Origin of the sequence: Methanoregula sp. (assembly GCF_035543475.1) — an archaeon.
Taxonomy (GTDB): domain Archaea; phylum Halobacteriota; class Methanomicrobia; order Methanomicrobiales; family Methanospirillaceae; genus Methanoregula.
The window spans coordinates 1-16098 of the sequence record NZ_DATKKA010000026.1; the positions used below are offsets into that span (position 1 = coordinate 1).

Here is a 16098-nt window from a genome sequence, read left to right on the forward strand (position 1 = left end):
ACCCACCGGTACTGCACTGTTCAACGTCCTCCAGGCACAGGCCCCGACTGCAACCCCCACTATGGTTGCAACCGTGACCACTGCAGCTCCGACAACGATCGCAACCCCGATCCCGACCACCGTAGTACCCACGACGACAAAATCGCCCGGGTTTGGTGCACTTGTTGCACTGATTGGTCTTGGGGCAATTGCGTTCATTATCGTGCGCAGGGACTGAACTAACATCTAAATTTTTTCTTTTTTCGTCAAATCGATGAGAACGCTTTTTAGACCTGTTATCTTCACGATTCTGCCCTTCTGACACACAGGAACTGATGAGAAGTCACCCGTTTCAGAAAAATCCTATTATTAGTGAAATTTCTCCTGTGTCAGGGACAGCACTGAAAGAATGTGCAAATATACCGGTACTATACCGGTACTGAACACCCGGACGATTTTTTATGATGGTACATCCTATGCTCCTGTAACAGGGGTACCTTCCCCGGATGGGGGTTTTACCCGATGGTCAGCGGAGCAACTCTATGCGATTTACCATTAAAATTCTCGATATTGCAACGAGACGGGGGATCCTACTCAACCGCCTCGATGCCCGGAATATCGGCGTACTGGATGGGGACCGTGTCCAGGTCATCAATCCCAAAAACGGTGTAGCTGTTACTGCGGTTGTTGCCACAACTTCCACCCTGGAAGGGCAGGGTGCTGCCGGTGTTTACCGGACCACCAACCTGCGGCTGAACCTTTCCGATGGCGAGGAGGTTGAAATACGGGAAGCCGACCGCCCCGCCTCGCTTGATTTCATCAAGAAAAAGATGGACGGGGGACGCCTCTCAAAAGACGAGACCCTGACGATCATAAAAGATGTTGTCAACGATGACATCTCTCCTGCGGAACTCACCGCCTTTATCACGGCGTCATATATCAACCCCCTTGACATGGACGAGGTCGAGCATCTCACCAGAGCCATGGTCGAGACCGGGGAACAGATAAAATTCGCGTCGCGTCCCATTGTCGATAAGCACTCCATCGGGGGAGTACCGGGCAATAAGATCTCGTTGCTGGTGGTCCCGATCATTGCAGCCAGTGGTCTCAAGATCCCCAAGACCAGTTCCCGTGCTATCACCGGGGCCGGGGGGACTGCCGACCTAATGGAAGTTCTTGCAAACGTCGAATTCTCCTCTCATGAAGTTCAGGAAATGACTGAAAATGTGGGAGGCTGTATTGTATGGGGGGGTGCCACCAATATCGCTCCCGCGGACGACCGCATTATTCTGCAGGAATATCCCTTCAAGATCGATGCCCGTGGCCAGATGCTTGCCAGTGTGATGGCAAAGAAATTTGCTGTCGGGGCAAACCTTGTAGTCATTGATATTCCGGTAGGTAACCACACCAAGGTGCCGACAGTTCAGGACGGCAGGAAGCTCGCCCGCGAATTCATCGAACTCGGTGACCGTCTTGGCATGAAGGTCGAATGCGCCCTGACCTACGGCGATATCCCGGTCGGTCACAGTATCGGCCCCAACCTTGAGGTCAAAGAAGCCCTCCATGTCCTGGAGGGGGCAACCGAACCCAACTCGTTTATCCAGAAGAGCATCTCGCTTGCGGGCATCGCGCTTGAGATGTCCGGGAAGGCTGCCCGGGGAACCGGCACCCAGATGGCACAGGAGATCCTGTCCAAGGGAAAAGCGCTGGAAAAATTCCGGCAGATTATCGAGATCCAGGGTGGTGATCCGAAGATTAAATCGGACGACATCCAGGCCGGTGAACACCGGTTTGTGGTCAACGCCCCGGCATCAGGGTATATTGTCGAAATGAACAACCAGTCCCTGATTACGCTTGCACGTATTGCCGGGGCACCTCACGACCGGGGCGCTGGTATCCTGCTCCATGCAAAGAAGGGAACGCTCATTAAGGCCGGCGAACCGCTCTTTACCATCTACGCTGAACGGGAATGGCGCCTCCAAAAGGCCGTGGAAGAAGGACGCCACCTTGTACCAGTAATGGTGGAAGGCATGCTGCTTGACCGGGTGCCGTCCCTGTCTGAATTATAACGGACGCTGCCAAAGGAACCGATGGGCTAAAATACGAGCACAGAGGGATTATTTATTATGAATGCCTCTCGTATTCGTTTCCTTTTTGCGTTGCTCTGTATTATCGCATTCTGCAGCGCTGTACAGGCGACGAACCTGCTGATCACAGTGCAGGATAACCTCGATAATACAACCATTCCCCATGCCACCGTGTTCCTCAATGGTGACAATGTCGGTCTCACCAACAATGCAGGCCAGTTCCTGCTCCAGTCCGGACAAGGGAATCTTAACCTTCTTATCACCACAAATGGCTACGATGACTGGGCGGGAACGATAGACGCAAATACCACCACGCTTTCCGTTACCATGAACCGGAAGACCCTGTACCTGAATGTCTCTCTCTTTGACTCCAATACGCTCCAACCGGTCTCCGGGGCAACACTGGTTCTGACATCCACCAACTCTTCCCAGAATACCGCTACTGATACAAACGGCGCTGCAACGTTCGGTGTCACTGCATTCACGTATTATTCCCTCAATATCACCGCACCAAATTACCAGCCCCGCAGCGACACCATAGAGGTCGATGCAGCGAACCAGAATGTCCAGTACTGGCTGCTTTCCGCCAACCAGTATTCCTTTATTGTCCGGGACCAGAACACCCTTGCACCCATTTCCGGTGCAACCATCAGCGTTAATTCAGTACTGCTGGGAACAACAGACTCACGTGGTGTCCTGATTGCACCGGTGAGCCGGAACGTTCCGCTGACCGTTCAGATTCAAAAAACGGGTTACCAGACCGTCAACCAGTATATTACTATTGGAACAAATCAGGCAGTTGACGCAGTCATTCTTACGCCGGTGCCGGTCAGTGGCTTTGTCTTTGTACACGATCAGCAAAACCAGCCGATCAGCGGTGCTGACGTCTCCATCAATGGCACGGTCGTTGCAACCACCACAACCTATGGCAGTGCCACCCTCCAGAATCTTGTACCCGGTACCTATGCGATCGTCGTGAGCAAGGCAGGATATACACCGGTAAATCAGCAGATCGATATTACCTCCACTTCAAGTCAGTTTCCGGTGGTCCTCACCCCGGCTACGGTAAGCCAGACTCTCTATGTCCAGGATACCGACCAGAAAAACATAGCCGGCGCAACAGTCCTTCTGAACAGTGCAACCGTTGGGACGACGGATCAGCGCGGCGAGCTGGATACCCAGCTTACCTATAACACGACCTACAACATCACCGTGACCCATGAAGGATACCTTCCCCAGATGGTAAAGCAGGAGATATCTCTGGGCAATACCACGACCCCCCTGACCATTATCCTTCAGAAGAACATGGACTGGGGCTTTGTCACTCTTATCGGGCTGGGCATTCTTATCGTACTCTTCATCTATGCGATTATCCGGATCGCCGGGCGCAGGACACACCATCATTCAACGAAGAGGAACGAAATTTAATTTTTTAGTTGGCCATCAGACCTATTTTTCAGGGAAAATTATCGTAAATTTCTCCTTGAGCTGGCCACGAAGCATTGATACAAGAAAGTTCACTTGTTCGAATTCTCTAAAAATCACGGTTGTAAAAAAGCGGACCCAGCGGGAATCGAACCCGCGTCCTTGGGTTCGAAGCCCAAGAGGATATCCTCTACCCCATGGATCCTTCCCAACGTATTTCCATCAAAAGATATTAAGCATTCTCTACCGATAAATTAGTGGATGATACTATCCGCACAGGAGATTACCCGCCGGCTCCGAAGTGATCTGACACAGGAAAAACTCCACATTGCTCCTTATGCTGCGGAATGCCAGCAACCGGCCTCCTATGATCTCCGTGCTGCCGAGGATCTTCTCCTGCCCCAGGGGGTATGTACGCTGGTCCCGAGCCTTGAATGGGTGGAACTCCCTCCCGATGTTGCGGGGACACTCCGCTGCCGCTCATCGTTTGGGCGGCAGGGGGTGCTGATGGGTGGAGGTTTTGTTGACCCGGGCTTCCGGGGACAACTGACCCTCTGCCTGACCAACATGGGGCCAGCTGACATCGAACTGCGCCGGTCAGAACGCGTTGTCCAGATGATCCTTCATGAGGTAAAGAATGGAAGCGAACGATATGCCGGCCGATACCAGGACAGTTCCGGTGCCGTGGGGGCAAAAGAGTCATGATACGCACTGAACGCAAGTATATCGAGATCCTGCGTATCTTAAAAGAGCACCGCGAGCCGGTCGGGGCAAAAAGACTCTCGGAATTGATGGCAGAGCGGGGTTTTGTCCTGAGCGACCGGGCGGTCCAGTATTACCTCAGTTACCTGGACTCGATGGGATTTACCGAGAAGATCGGAAACCAGGGCCGGATCCTCACGCCAGCCGGCCTTCTGGAGACCGATAATGCTCTCGTTGATGACCGGATCGGGTTTATCATCTCCAAACTGGAACGCCTTGCCTACCGGAGCACCTTTGATCCCGCAACAGGCACCGGCGATGTAGCCTACAATCTCTCTATAGTCCATAAAGACGATCTCGATCGGGCTCTTCATGCATTCGATGAAGTCATCCAGGCCGGGTGTGGATTCTTTAACTCGTACCGGATCCTCGATCAGGATCCGAGAGTACCTCAGGATTGTGTCGGAGTGATCACGTTGTGCAGTATCACCATGGACGGTCTTTTCCAGAGAAATGGCATCCCGGTAAAGATGGCATACGGAGGAAGGCTGGAGATCGAGAATAACGTTCCTCAGCGGTTCCGCGACCTGATCGGGTACCGTGGTACCACCATTGATCCCCTCGAACTCTTCATCTCTTCAGGTCTGACCTCCATTCATGACTTTGCCTGTACAAAGACCGGAATCGCCCTTGCCAATGTCCGCGAAGTGCCCACCTCAGCCCGGGGTGATGTGGAAGAGACCATCCGGCTGATGAACAGTTGTGGTTTTGTTTATCCGGTTTCAATGGGGAATAAGGTATTCAACCTGCCGGACAATCCCTACCGGCTTTCGATTGTCGCGTACAGCGGCCTCAACCATATCGGTAATTGCGTTGAGCAGGGTATTTCCATCCGGACAGAGATCGGAGCGGGAAACATTCCCTTCTCAAAGGTGGCGGAGATCAACCACTGATATCAGGTCCGGTCATCATCGGGGGTTGACGACCGGAATTTTTTCTTTCCTGATGCCATTGACGAACTTTCCGGTGTACCAGCCGCCTCTCCAGCATCCGGAGCAAACCTGATTTTTTTTGTTTTGATCTCGGTATGGATCAGTGCCTCATCCTTTACCCGTAATGGCTCTTTTAAGGGGATGGTTTTTCCCAAAAAGATGTCATCACGTGTTGGCTGGACCCGCCCCTTCATCCCGATCTTTGATTCTTCAAGAGATACGGTTGCAGACCCGGCTTCCCATTCTACCGCAGATTCAAGTTCTTCCTGTCGTAGAGGGCTGTTCTTCTCGCCGGTTTCGGGATATTCCGGTCTCTCCAGATCGCCTTCAGGCGCTTTCTTTTTCTGGCGGATGATCGTCTTGTGAGGTGATGCCGGTACCGGGGTCTCCCGGGCTGGTACGGGGCTCTGAACCGGCGACTTTGCCGTAACTCTCCTTATAATGGTCCTTGTTTCCGGCGTTTGGGTTGTCCGACCCTGTGCCGAAGAGATCTCATTTCCGGTGTGCACAGGATGTACATTCTTATGTCTGTCCGGATCAGGTACCTGCTTCGTCATTGGCGTCCTTTGGGCCGGAGCCGGTTTTAACGGGATGTTTCCTTCATATCCAGATTCGATTGCTCTTCGTACAGGCGCCCGTGTCTGCTGCCCGGAGGAGATATGGTCATACCCCCGTTTTTCCGGGAGATGGTGCTCGCTCTCTTCACCCTCCCCGGGAGAAACGGGTGGGGGGACATTTGACTGTACTTTCGGTTTTGCGGAAACGTCATCCCTTTTTTCCGCGGTATAGCGTCCCACTGCCGGGATATTCCTTTCTTCAGGAATGCGGGGGCGTACTTCCTGCTGTCGTGAACCCTGGGAATGTGCTACAGGAATCTGAATTTGGGATGTCGGATTATCCGGGAGAACATCTCCTCCTCCCTCAGAATGCCGGGGGATCCCGGCCTTCTTCGGCTTTTCTCCCGGGAGACGAATCATATCATCCCGGAGATCAGACCCGCTCCATAACGTAGTGACGGCAGAACCTCCGCCCTCCGACTGCCGGCCTGCGGCAGGGGGAAGATTGAGGGAAGATGTTACCTGACGGGAGACGCCGGTCCGGTACTGCTCCCGGATCTCCCGAAGCTCGGTCACCCTCGGTATATTTTCAAGGCCACTTAAAACGACAATGATTGCCACATTCTCTGCGCTGGTGACCGGGTAATCCCCGGATCTCATCTCCATGCCGGCAATGCTCCGGTCAATCCATTTGCGGACGGTCATGAACCCCTTCATGGATATCTCATGGGATGGACCGGCAACAAGTATCAACGCCTTTGCAGCACTGGTCATATCGCAGGGAATGGAAACTTCCTGATAGATTGCCTGCTTGGCAAGCTCGATAATCCGTTCAGCGCTTTTCCGTTGTTCCAGGGAAGTATTCGAGGTTCGCAATCGGGAGAGGAATGCAAGCGGGCTCTTGGAGAGGTGTTCCACTGCGTACCCGATGGAGATAAATCCCATTCCCATAATGGTGTTGAGCACTTCGCTCGAATCCATCACAACTTCTGCGAGTTCAATACCCCCATCGGCGCGGAATTCGCCAGCCCGTAACAGAAGGCTGATCCTACGGATTATGCTCTGGTTCAGCAGTTTATTCGTGATCTCCTCGGGAGTCAGCTGGGGCTGGTTCCTGCCCAGCCCAAGAAAGCCGGGCCCTTTGGATATCTCTTCAACCAGAGCATCCCTCCGGGCAGCGATCTTCTTGAGCCAGGTCTCGTTGTCAAAAAGGATGGTCCCGTCAAGGAGTGGGGCTATGGCATCTATATCCTCGGCCGCTTTTGCCGATCGTTTCTCTCCCTCAGTCAGGGCCGGGAGGGTGACCAGTCCGAAGATCGGTTCGGTAACGGATTCCCTGAGTGCCGCGATAAGTCCGGGAACCCCATCCGTCATCCTGCCGCCAAGGCCGCAGCAGAGCAGGATTGCGTCTGTCTCGCTCCTCTCCATATTCTGGACACGGGCGATAATCTCTCCGATATCGATCATCCCGGACTGGGGCGATTGCAGAGTCTGGTCCGGGATCTCTGGATCGATGGACGAAAAATCGATCTTTGCCGAATCGGGAAGCGTTTTCAGCTGAGCGAGGGCTTCACTGTCAACATCGATGACGAGCGCCTGAACGCAGGTTACTTTGCTGCTTTTCCTGTCATTGGCATAGAGTGCCCCGGTAATGCGACCGCCTGCTCCCCCCACGCCAATTGCAAGTACTCTCATGGATCTTCCCGTTGTGTAAATCTGACAGGGTAACTGTAGCAGGGTACTTATTTTCTCCTGCAGTTCAATATCTTATAGGATATACTCACCTAAAAATGTGTAACGGGAAAAAGCCGGTTCGGTCAGAAAAAAATCATGCCGGTTGCACTTTTCCTGCAAGGCTGCTAAACCTGAAATGGGGCCTGAATATTGATTTCATCCTTGCGTCTTTCCCGGATTGGGCCCCGTATTCCACCCCGCAATCCCGAAATACCGTTTATCGGGCGTTAATCTGAGCTGTATGGCATTTGCGCCCAGATTTAAATGATAATTTATTTAAATGCGTGTACGGTAATACTCCATGAGGTGAACAAGCCTTGACATACGGAATTGAATTTGTACCTGGGAATGTCAATGTAAAGCAGGTTGTCAACTATTGTAAACTTGCTGAATCCAAGGATATTGACTTCGCATGGATCACCAACCACTACAACAACCGCCACTGCTACCCCACCCTCGCAGCCATTGCACAGGCAACAACGACCCTGAAGATGGGTCCGGGTATCATGAACGCCTTTACCGACACGCCGGCTGCGATGGCCTCTTTCATCTGCACGCTCAACGAAATTTCCGATGGCCGTGCAGTGCTGGGTATCGGGCCCGGTGACCTCTCAACTCTCCCGAAGCTGGCAATCAACCCGGAAAAGCCGGTTGCCCGCCTCGAAGAGGCAGTTGTGCAGATCCGCAAGCTCTGTGCCGGTGAGGAGGTCAAGAAGTCCGGCATGAAGTTCTTCGACTATGACGGTGCAAAGCTGACTGGTGTCAACCTCCCCGGAAAGAAGGGTGTCCAGATCTACATCGGTGCACAGGGCCCCAAGGTCCTCGAGCTCGCTGGAAAGGTTGGCGACGGTGCCTTAATCAACGCATCCAACCCCAAAGACTTCCAGATTGCTATCCCGATCATCAAGAAAGCATCCGATGCAGCAGGCAAGAAGGCCTTTGATGTCGGTGCATACACTGCAATGTCGATCGACCGCAGCGAAAAGAAGGCACGCAATGCGGCAAAGATCGTTGCAGCATTCATCGCAGCCGGCTCCCCGCCCGAACTCCTGACCCGCCACGGTCTTGACCTCAACAATGTCGCCAAGATCAAGGCAGCACTCGGGAAATTTGACTTCAAAACCGTTGGAGAGCTCGTGGGAGACAAGGAGATCGATGCATTCACCATTGCAGGAACCCCGGAAATGGTCAAGCAGAAATGCGAAGACCTCACGAAAGCCGGTGTCACCCAGATCATCTTTGGTTCACCACTCGGTCCCGACATGACCACCTCTATCCGCCTCCTCGGCAAGTATATCGTATAAGCAGATCTCACTCTGCCGCACATACCCGCCGAAGACAGCCCCGGGAGGGGCTGCTGGCAGATAGATAACTTTTTTTCTTTATTTTCTCTGAATCCATTCCGATGAGAAAAATCGGATTCTCCGAGGACCGGGACAGGTCCAATGCGACGTGCAAACGTCTATCACCTCTCTGACAGCACATTATTCATGAGAGGACATGTTTGCCGTAACAGATGTTGCCACCGGCCGGGGAATTCTGCAGTACCGTGAGGAACGCCTGACCGGACTCCGGTGCCGGATCAGCCCGGAGCGGCTCAAACGGCATATCGATCAGCCACTCTCTCTCCCTCATGAATCTTCAGACTGCCCGTTCTGTCGGGAAAATATCTTTTCCGTTACGCCAACGTTCCCGGACGGCTCCCGGATTATCATTGGAGAAAGTGTCACCTTTCCCAACATGTTTCCGTTCGCTGCATGGCATACGGTGACCGTGATCACGGGTGATCATATCGTGCCATTGTTTACCCGGCAGCAGATAGCCGATGCCCTCCATGCCCAGACCGAATCACTGCTGCGGTTTGGGGGATATCCCAGCATCAACTGGAACTACCTGCCTTCTGCCGGGGCGAGTATTGTCCATCCCCATATGCAGGGAATTGCAGACATGCATCCCTCGTGGCTTGTTGAGCGGTACATTGCCGCAGGTAAAGAGTACACAGCAAGGAACGGGAAACCGTACTGGGATGCCGTACGGGAACAGGAACGGTCTTCGGACCGGTACCTTTTTGGTGATGAGATCCTCTGGTCAGCCCACGCGGTCCCCCTTGGTGAACGTGAAGTGCGGGGGATCCTGCCGGTGCAGTGCCTGGATGAGCTGGAAAGTTATATTGATCCTCTTACGGCAGGCATTCTTGAGATTCTCTCCCTGTATCGCAAACTGGGTACCTATGCATTCAACATGGCAATCTTTTTTAGCCATGGAAAAACCGGGAAGTTCCGGGCTTTCTGCTCCCTGATCTCCCGGATCAATCCCAATCCCCTGTCAACCAGCGACTCGGCGTTCATGGAACGCCTTCACCATGAGCCCGTGATCCTGACTCTACCCGAGGATCTTGGTAAGTACTACCGGAATGAAGGCCGGTGAGCCATCACCGGGAATTATGAAAGGTAGTACAAAAAGAAAAAAAATTGAATAAAATCACTCAAATTTTGCAACGAGTTTGGTCTTGCGGACGAGCGTACCATCCTTCTTGTGGGCCTGGCGCAGGATGCAGTCTCCTGCCTTCTCGAGCTCGCGGGCTTCGTCGCACAGAACTGCTGCCACTCTCATCATTTCGTGAGCGCTTGCAACGATCGGGATGTACTTCTCCCATTCCTTGGTCATGAAGCAGCCCTTGACATTCTGTCCAGCAACGGCCATTGCGATCTCGTGGGCAGCGCGTGCCTTTGCCAGTGCGAAGGGGTTGGTGAACTCACCATCGACCGCCTTGTCGGTGGTCATAATGATCTTGGGGAGCTCGATTTCTGTGCCCTTCTTACCTGCCTTGACCTGGTCGATGACCTTGTCAAGGGCAACCTGCAGCTTGCGGAATGCACCGGTCATTGCCAGTACTTTTACGAGGTTGCCGTTATAATCTGCCATCTCGACGGGGTCGAGGAATTCGCGGCGTGCACCAATCATGGAGTCAGCCTTCATGATGATGTACCCGAACTTGGTGTCAGCCTTGACGCCTTCCCACTCCTTCTTGGTGGTGACATCATCGGTGATGATAATAGTCGGGATACCTGCTGCAGCGAGCTGTTCGCGGGCACCGGTCGGGCCGGGGAGAACGCCGTTGGGGGAAACCACGATACAGAAGTCCGGTTTGTATGCCTTCAGGTTGGAAACGACACGGTCAACATCTGCCGGCTCGAGCTTTGTACCGCTGGTCGCCATGAACGTCTGCATGTCTTCACGGTCTGCTCTCTCATCGAGGAGCAGTTCTGCCATTACACCACTTGCAATATTGCCTAACTTGGCTACGCCTACTTTAACAACCATTGAAATTTCACCTCTATTTTGTTGTATAGCACGTTATTATGACCCGGTATTCTTATAAACATTTTGAAATCACTTTTACGCCGGATACACGGATTTTTGTGGAATAAAAAAGAACCCCGTAGGGTCTCTGCATCATACTCCTGCCCGATGCCTTTGTTCGGCACGTGATATGTTAACGAAAAGTGTTTAAGTTCCCGGAATGGAATGGATAGTATGAAAGATGGTCTTCTCACCGACAGGCAGATGGAAGTTCTCCGGTACCGGAAACAGGGGATGACCCAGCAGCAGATCGCAGACATCATCCATACCTCAAAGGCAAATGTCTGTACGATTGAGAAGTCTGCAATGGAAAATATCCGGCGGGCTAAAGAGACGCTTGAATTTTTGTATACCCTTGATGCCACACACCTCTGCACCATCCCGTCAGGTACCGACCTGTTTGAGGTCCCCGGTATGATCTTTGCCGAGGCCGAGAAGGCCAAGATCAAGGTAAAATACGATACGATCTCGCTCATCAACCGGCTTCGGGAGGCACGTCCCCAGGCCTACAAGGCCCGGTGCATCTGCGAGGATGTGCAGATCTATATCACGGATGAGGGAGAGATCTATTTCGGATAAGCAAAGGGTGCCCAATCCCTGCCTGTGCACCTTGAGCTGCCGGCGGTTCCGGAACAAATGTATCTCCGGAATGCTGGCATAGATATATATGCCCTTTTAGTCAATATTTAAGGAAGCCGATATGGGGTGATCCCTGCTGCGCCACTCTGTAATGAGTGGCCGGTACCGGCGGAACCGGACCCGCAAAGACACCGGGAACGGTACTGCCGTGGGGTTTTCCCGATTGGTGACCTCCCCCCTGTGGGGAGGATCCCGAGAAGGAGTTGTGATCCGTCACAACGGGCTGACAGAGTTGGATCTGACCGTGACGTACAGGTGGACGTTTCCACAAAACGAGCCTGTTCTCCTGCAAGATCAGGGGATACGTCAATGTCAGGGTCTTCTTTCGCGAGAAAAAATATTGGAGCTTCCCGGAGAAAGCGGAATCAAGGGATTCGCGCATTTTCGGGCTCCAGGCAAGCCGGTTCATCGGAAGGGCAATCGCATCCGCGACCATGCGGGTGAACTGTCCTAAAAAAAGAACCGGATCGCGTGTTGGCTTACCGGACAGGCAAGTGAGAACACTTCAGTCTCGGATTCATCTCTCTAGTTCGTGTCAAAAAGATCAAAACACGAATGCAAAGGAATGATTGACACATGCCAAAGATAAACAGACCACGTCGAGGCTCACTGGCGTTCAGCCCACGGAAACGTGCACAGAGCCCCATCCCTAAATACAAGTCATGGCCCGAGCGCAACGGCGCACCCGCGCTGCTTGGCTTTGCCGGCTATAAAGTAGGCATGACCCATGTCCTCATGGTCGATGACCACAAGGACAGCCCGACCGAGGGCAAGGAGATCATGGTGCCGGTGACGATCATCGAGATCCCGACCATGAAAGTTGCCGCCATCCGGGCATACTCGCAGGATACCTACGGCAAACATGCGTTTACGGAGATCTGGGCAGAATCGCTGGACAGCCAGCTCTACCGCAGGGTGACCGAGCCCAAGAACTACGACAGTGCAGAAGCAAAAAAGAAATTTGCTGATGCCCTTGCCGCAAATCTGGTGGCAGAGATCTACGCAGTCGCGTACACCCAGCCTGCTGCCATAACCGGTGTGCCAAAGAAGGTGCCCGACCTTATGGAGATTAAGATCGCCGGCGGAGACTGCGCGAAACAGTACGAATTTGCCCTTGGAGTGCTCGGAAAAGAGATCCAGCTCACCAATGTGCTTGAGTCCGGTGCGTACGCCGATATCACGGCAATCACCATCGGTAAAGGCACGCAGGGCCCGGCCAAGCGCTGGGGGGTATCTCTCCGAAAGAGGAAACACTCTGTCGGTGGGAAAGAGCGTCATGTTGGTACACTCGGACCCTGGAACCCCCACCACGTGCGGTGGCAGGTTCCGCAGAGCGGCCAGATGGGGTACCAGCAGCGCACCGAGTTCAACAAGCGCATTTTAAAGATCGGTGAGAACGGTGCCGAGATCACACCCGCAGGGGGATTCCTCAATTACGGTGTGCTCCGGAATGCATACGTTGTTATCAAGGGTTCTATTCCGGGCCCGGCAAAGCGACTTATCCGTATCCGCCCGGCAATCCGCCAGGGTGAACACGTTGTACGGGCGCCCGCGATCCAGTTTGTGAGCGTCCAGAGCAAGCAGGGGTGATCAGAGATGAAAGCGCAGGTTAAAACAATTGAAGGCGGCGTGGCAAAGGATATCGAACTCCCGGCCATGTTCTCCGAAGAGTACCGCCCTGATCTGATCAAGAAGGCCGTGATGGCACTCCAGAGCACCCGGCGTCAGCCGCACGGTGCATACCCGTATGCCGGTATCTGTTCATCCGCAGTCGGCTGGGGAAGCGGCCGGGGCGCATCGCATGTACCCCGTCTCAAGAACGGTTCCCGTGCCGCCAAGGTCCCGCAGGCAAAAGGCGGGCGTGAGGCACACCCGCCGGTCACTGCAAAGGTACTGATAAAGGAGATCAATGCAAAGGAGAAGCAAAAGGCATTCCGGTCCGCGGTTGCTGCAAGCATCCGTGCCGATCTCATCAGCGGCAGGGGACACACCTTTGATGGAAAAGTTCCGCTGATCTTCGAAGATAAGTTCGAGACCCTCGGAAAGACACAGGAAGTCATCTCCGCACTGACCAACATCGGTGTATACAGCGATGTTGAGCGTGCAAAGGACAGCCGCAAGGTCCGCGCAGGCAGGGGCAAGCTTCGCGGCCGCAGGTACAAGCAGAGAAAGAGCCTGCTCATTGTTACCTCGGGCCCCGAGCTTCGCGCCGCCCGCAACCTTGCCGGTGTGGATGTCGTGACTGTTGACCAGCTCAACGTCGAGCACCTCGCTCCGGGCATGCAGGCAGGCCGCCTGACCGTCTGGACCGAAAGTGCCGTCATACGACTGGAGGGAAGGTAAATGTCTACCTTAAAACACCCGTTTGTCACAGAAAAGGCCATGGTGCTTCTGGAAAACGAGAGCAAACTCCAGTTCATTGTCGACCAGAAAGCGACCAAGCATGACATCAAGCGGGAGATCGAGAAGGCGTTTGACCAGAAGGTAAAGAGCGTCCGCACGATCATGACCATGCACGGTGAGAAGAAAGCCGTGGTAAGCTTCGAGAACGACAAAGCCGCTGAGGAGATCCTGAGCCGGCTGGGCATTATGTAAGGTGGGGAACATGGGACATCGAATTACTACACAGAACCGTGGCAGAGGAGGCCCGACCTATCGCGCCCCATCCCACCGGTACAAGGCTGCGTTGAAGCATGTCGGTGACGGCACGAAGAAGATCACCGGTGCGATCATCGATATCGAACACGACCCGGCGAGAAACGCCCCGATTGCCCTTGTGCAGCTTGAGGACGGATCCAAGGTCTACATGCTCGTGACTGAAGGTATCGGCATCGGCGAGACCGTTGCCTGGGGAACGGATGTCGAGGTCAAGAACGGGAACACGCTCCCGCTCCAGAGTATCCCGACCGGTTCCTACATCTGCAACATCGAATCACGCCCCAATGATGGCGGCAAGTTTGTCCGCTCAACCGGGGTCCAGGCCGTCGTCGTTGACAAGATTGGCGAACGCGTCGGCGTCAGGATGCCCAGCGGCAAGACCAAGTGGTTCAATGCACGCTGCCGTGCCACCATTGGCATTGTCGCCGGTGGCGGGCGCGTGGAGAAGCCGTTTGTCAAGGCCGGCAACAAATCCCACAAGATGAGAAACACTGCATCCAACTGGCCGCGTGTCCGTGGTGTCGCGATGAACGTCATCGACCACCCGTTCGGTGGCGGTGGACACCAGCACCCAGGACGCCCCAAGACCATTGCCCGGGGTACTTCTCCGGGTCGTACAGTCGGACATGTGGCAGCACGCCAGACAGGTAGAAGCAGGAAGTGAATGGTATGGCAGCACCAAAAAAGACCCAGAAGAGAATGCCCAGACGGCGTGAGGAGTTCACCTATCGCGGGTACAAGATCGACGAGCTCAAGGCGATGGGCATAAGCGAACTCATTCCGCTGATGCCAGCCCGTGCACGCCGCAAATTCAACCGCGGGCTCAACCGCGGCGAAGAGACACTGCTTGCAAAGATCCGGGGAGGGGACGAGAAGATCCGGACCCACCTGCGTGAAATGATCGTTATGCCCGAGATGATTGGAAAGAGCATCGAGATCTACAATGGTAAGGAGTTCATGAAAGTTGAATTCCAGCCCGAGTCGGTCTTCCACTATCTCGGCGAATTTGCACTCACGAGAAAGAGGGTCACCCACGGTTCCGCCGGTATCGGTGCAACGAGGGGCAGCAAATACGTACCACTGAAGTGATGGAAATGGCACGCATTGCATATTCTACAAAAATTGAAGGCGACAACCTCGCCAGAGGCAAGGCAAACGAGCTTTCCGTCTCTCCCAAGCACTCGATCGAGATCGCGGATTTCATCCGGCACCAGCGCGTCGATGATGCGCTTGCTTACCTTGCTGATGTCGTTGCGCTCAAGAAGGCGATCCCGTTCCGGCACTTCAACCGGAACGTTGCCCACAAGCGTGGCCTCCCCGGCAACTGGGATGCCGGGCGCTACCCGGTCAAGGCCTCAAAGGCCTACATCAGGATCCTCGAATCGGTCAAGAAGAACGCGGAATACTCCGGCCTTGACACTGAAAACCTGGAGATCATCCATGTCACTGCCAACCGCGGACGTGCCCAGAAGGCATATTTCCCGCGGGCTATGGGCCGTGCATCTCCCAAGGTCCGCGAGACCGTGAACATTGAGATTGTGGTCAGGGAAGTGGCATAACATGGCCGTTGAAAGGAAATTTATCTCTGAAGGGGTCCGCAAGGCCCGGGTCGAAAAATACCTGACCAAGGAGCTCAAGCGGGCAGGGTTCGGCGGCATGGATATTGCCCGCACCCCCCTGGGGACACAGGTCACCATCTTTGCGGAGAAACCGGGGATCGTGATCGGCAAGGGCGGCAAGCTGGTCCACCAGCTGACCCAGGATCTCGCCCAGAAATACAGCGTCGAGTCGCCGCAGATCGAGGTCCAGCAGGTCCAGAACCCCAGCTTCAACGCCCAGATCATGGCCGAGAGACTGGCAAATGCACTCGAGCGCGGCTGGTACTTCCGGAAGGCAGGCTCCAGCATCCTGCGCCGGGTCATGGACTCCGGTGCACTGGGCTGCGAGGTCGTCATCGCCGGC

17 protein-coding genes and 1 tRNA gene are annotated in these 16098 nt (G+C 54.2%); 15 read left to right on the forward strand and 3 right to left on the reverse strand.

Features of this window, described 5'->3' with window-relative positions:
- The 3 genes from VMS83_RS09635 to VMS83_RS09645 form a co-directional block, all read left to right on the forward strand.
- Positions 1-217: PGF-CTERM sorting domain-containing protein (locus tag VMS83_RS09635; protein WP_325412154.1), on the forward strand; the 217-nt coding region annotated here is incomplete at its 5' end.
- A gap of 304 nt (positions 218-521) precedes the next feature.
- Positions 522-2048 (forward strand): AMP phosphorylase, encoded by a 1527-nt coding sequence (locus tag VMS83_RS09640; RefSeq protein WP_325412227.1) that lies wholly within the window; start codon positions 522-524, stop codon positions 2046-2048.
- 57 nt (positions 2049-2105) lie between these two features.
- The gene (locus VMS83_RS09645; protein ID WP_325412229.1) at positions 2106-3494 is read left to right on the forward strand and encodes a carboxypeptidase regulatory-like domain-containing protein; all 1389 of its coding nucleotides are present in this window, start codon (positions 2106-2108) and stop codon (positions 3492-3494) included.
- Between the two features lie 130 nt (positions 3495-3624).
- Here the strand turns inward: VMS83_RS09645 and VMS83_RS09650 are convergent.
- Positions 3625-3696: transfer RNA gene (locus VMS83_RS09650), tRNA-Arg, on the reverse strand.
- A gap of 56 nt (positions 3697-3752) precedes the next feature.
- Here VMS83_RS09650 and VMS83_RS09655 point away from each other — a divergent pair.
- Both VMS83_RS09655 and VMS83_RS09660 read left to right on the forward strand, forming a co-directional pair.
- A complete protein-coding gene (locus VMS83_RS09655; RefSeq protein ID WP_325412231.1) occupies positions 3753-4196 on the forward strand; it encodes a dCTP deaminase in 444 nt (147 codons plus the stop codon).
- On the forward strand, positions 4193-5146 hold the full coding sequence (locus VMS83_RS09660) for a DUF128 domain-containing protein (protein ID WP_325412233.1): 954 nt from the start codon (positions 4193-4195) through the stop codon (positions 5144-5146). The genes VMS83_RS09655 and VMS83_RS09660 overlap by 4 nt, the downstream gene beginning before the upstream one ends.
- Before the next feature lie 2 nt (positions 5147-5148).
- On the opposite strand, the gene VMS83_RS09665 is transcribed toward VMS83_RS09660, so the two are convergent.
- Positions 5149-7437: a hypothetical protein gene (locus VMS83_RS09665; RefSeq protein WP_325412235.1), complete on the reverse strand. Its 2289-nt coding sequence runs from the start codon at positions 7435-7437 to the stop codon at positions 5149-5151.
- Between the two features lie 356 nt (positions 7438-7793).
- Between VMS83_RS09665 and VMS83_RS09670 the strand changes: the two genes are divergently transcribed.
- Both VMS83_RS09670 and VMS83_RS09675 read left to right on the forward strand, forming a co-directional pair.
- On the forward strand, positions 7794-8780 hold the full coding sequence (locus VMS83_RS09670; RefSeq protein WP_325412237.1) for a 5,10-methylenetetrahydromethanopterin reductase: 987 nt from the start codon (positions 7794-7796) through the stop codon (positions 8778-8780).
- A gap of 196 nt (positions 8781-8976) precedes the next feature.
- Complete coding sequence (locus VMS83_RS09675) at positions 8977-9903, forward strand: galactose-1-phosphate uridylyltransferase (protein WP_325412239.1); 927 nt, start codon at positions 8977-8979, stop codon at positions 9901-9903.
- A gap of 54 nt (positions 9904-9957) precedes the next feature.
- On the opposite strand, the gene VMS83_RS09680 is transcribed toward VMS83_RS09675, so the two are convergent.
- Positions 9958-10800: a F420-dependent methylenetetrahydromethanopterin dehydrogenase gene (locus VMS83_RS09680; RefSeq protein WP_325412241.1), complete on the reverse strand. Its 843-nt coding sequence runs from the start codon at positions 10798-10800 to the stop codon at positions 9958-9960.
- Positions 10801-11013: 213 nt separating this feature from the next.
- Between VMS83_RS09680 and VMS83_RS09685 the strand changes: the two genes are divergently transcribed.
- The 8 genes from VMS83_RS09685 to VMS83_RS09720 form a co-directional block, all read left to right on the forward strand.
- Positions 11014-11418: a Tfx family DNA-binding protein gene (locus tag VMS83_RS09685; RefSeq protein ID WP_325412243.1), complete on the forward strand. Its 405-nt coding sequence runs from the start codon at positions 11014-11016 to the stop codon at positions 11416-11418.
- 636 nt (positions 11419-12054) lie between these two features.
- Complete coding sequence (locus tag VMS83_RS09690; protein ID WP_325412245.1) at positions 12055-13068, forward strand: 50S ribosomal protein L3; 1014 nt, start codon at positions 12055-12057, stop codon at positions 13066-13068.
- A gap of 6 nt (positions 13069-13074) precedes the next feature.
- A complete protein-coding gene (gene rpl4p / locus VMS83_RS09695) occupies positions 13075-13821 on the forward strand; it encodes a 50S ribosomal protein L4 (protein ID WP_325412247.1) in 747 nt (248 codons plus the stop codon).
- On the forward strand, positions 13822-14073 hold the full coding sequence (locus tag VMS83_RS09700; protein ID WP_325412250.1) for a 50S ribosomal protein L23: 252 nt from the start codon (positions 13822-13824) through the stop codon (positions 14071-14073).
- Positions 14074-14083: 10 nt separating this feature from the next.
- Positions 14084-14800 (forward strand): 50S ribosomal protein L2, encoded by a 717-nt coding sequence (locus tag VMS83_RS09705; RefSeq protein ID WP_325412252.1) that lies wholly within the window; start codon positions 14084-14086, stop codon positions 14798-14800.
- A gap of 5 nt (positions 14801-14805) precedes the next feature.
- The gene (locus VMS83_RS09710; protein WP_325412254.1) at positions 14806-15225 is read left to right on the forward strand and encodes a 30S ribosomal protein S19; all 420 of its coding nucleotides are present in this window, start codon (positions 14806-14808) and stop codon (positions 15223-15225) included.
- 5 nt (positions 15226-15230) lie between these two features.
- Positions 15231-15695 (forward strand): 50S ribosomal protein L22, encoded by a 465-nt coding sequence (locus VMS83_RS09715; RefSeq protein WP_325412256.1) that lies wholly within the window; start codon positions 15231-15233, stop codon positions 15693-15695.
- 1 nt (position 15696) lies between these two features.
- Positions 15697-16098: 30S ribosomal protein S3 (locus tag VMS83_RS09720; RefSeq protein ID WP_325412258.1), on the forward strand; the 402-nt coding region annotated here is incomplete at its 3' end.

Coding starts and splice junctions, on each gene's coding strand:
- VMS83_RS09640 (WP_325412227.1), top strand. CDS start 522: ATGCGATTTACCATTAAAATTCTCGATATTGCAACGAGACGGGGGATC.
- VMS83_RS09645 (WP_325412229.1), top strand. CDS start 2,106: ATGAATGCCTCTCGTATTCGTTTCCTTTTTGCGTTGCTCTGTATTATC.
- VMS83_RS09655 (WP_325412231.1), top strand. CDS start 3,753: ATGATACTATCCGCACAGGAGATTACCCGCCGGCTCCGAAGTGATCTG.
- VMS83_RS09660 (WP_325412233.1), top strand. CDS start 4,193: ATGATACGCACTGAACGCAAGTATATCGAGATCCTGCGTATCTTAAAA.
- VMS83_RS09665 (WP_325412235.1), bottom strand. CDS start 7,437: ATGAGAGTACTTGCAATTGGCGTGGGGGGAGCAGGCGGTCGCATTACC.
- VMS83_RS09675 (WP_325412239.1), top strand. CDS start 8,977: ATGTTTGCCGTAACAGATGTTGCCACCGGCCGGGGAATTCTGCAGTAC.
- VMS83_RS09680 (WP_325412241.1), bottom strand. CDS start 10,800: ATGGTTGTTAAAGTAGGCGTAGCCAAGTTAGGCAATATTGCAAGTGGT.
- VMS83_RS09685 (WP_325412243.1), top strand. CDS start 11,014: ATGAAAGATGGTCTTCTCACCGACAGGCAGATGGAAGTTCTCCGGTAC.
- VMS83_RS09690 (WP_325412245.1), top strand. CDS start 12,055: ATGCCAAAGATAAACAGACCACGTCGAGGCTCACTGGCGTTCAGCCCA.
- rpl4p (WP_325412247.1), top strand. CDS start 13,075: ATGAAAGCGCAGGTTAAAACAATTGAAGGCGGCGTGGCAAAGGATATC.
- VMS83_RS09700 (WP_325412250.1), top strand. CDS start 13,822: ATGTCTACCTTAAAACACCCGTTTGTCACAGAAAAGGCCATGGTGCTT.
- VMS83_RS09705 (WP_325412252.1), top strand. CDS start 14,084: ATGGGACATCGAATTACTACACAGAACCGTGGCAGAGGAGGCCCGACC.
- VMS83_RS09710 (WP_325412254.1), top strand. CDS start 14,806: ATGGCAGCACCAAAAAAGACCCAGAAGAGAATGCCCAGACGGCGTGAG.
- VMS83_RS09715 (WP_325412256.1), top strand. CDS start 15,231: ATGGCACGCATTGCATATTCTACAAAAATTGAAGGCGACAACCTCGCC.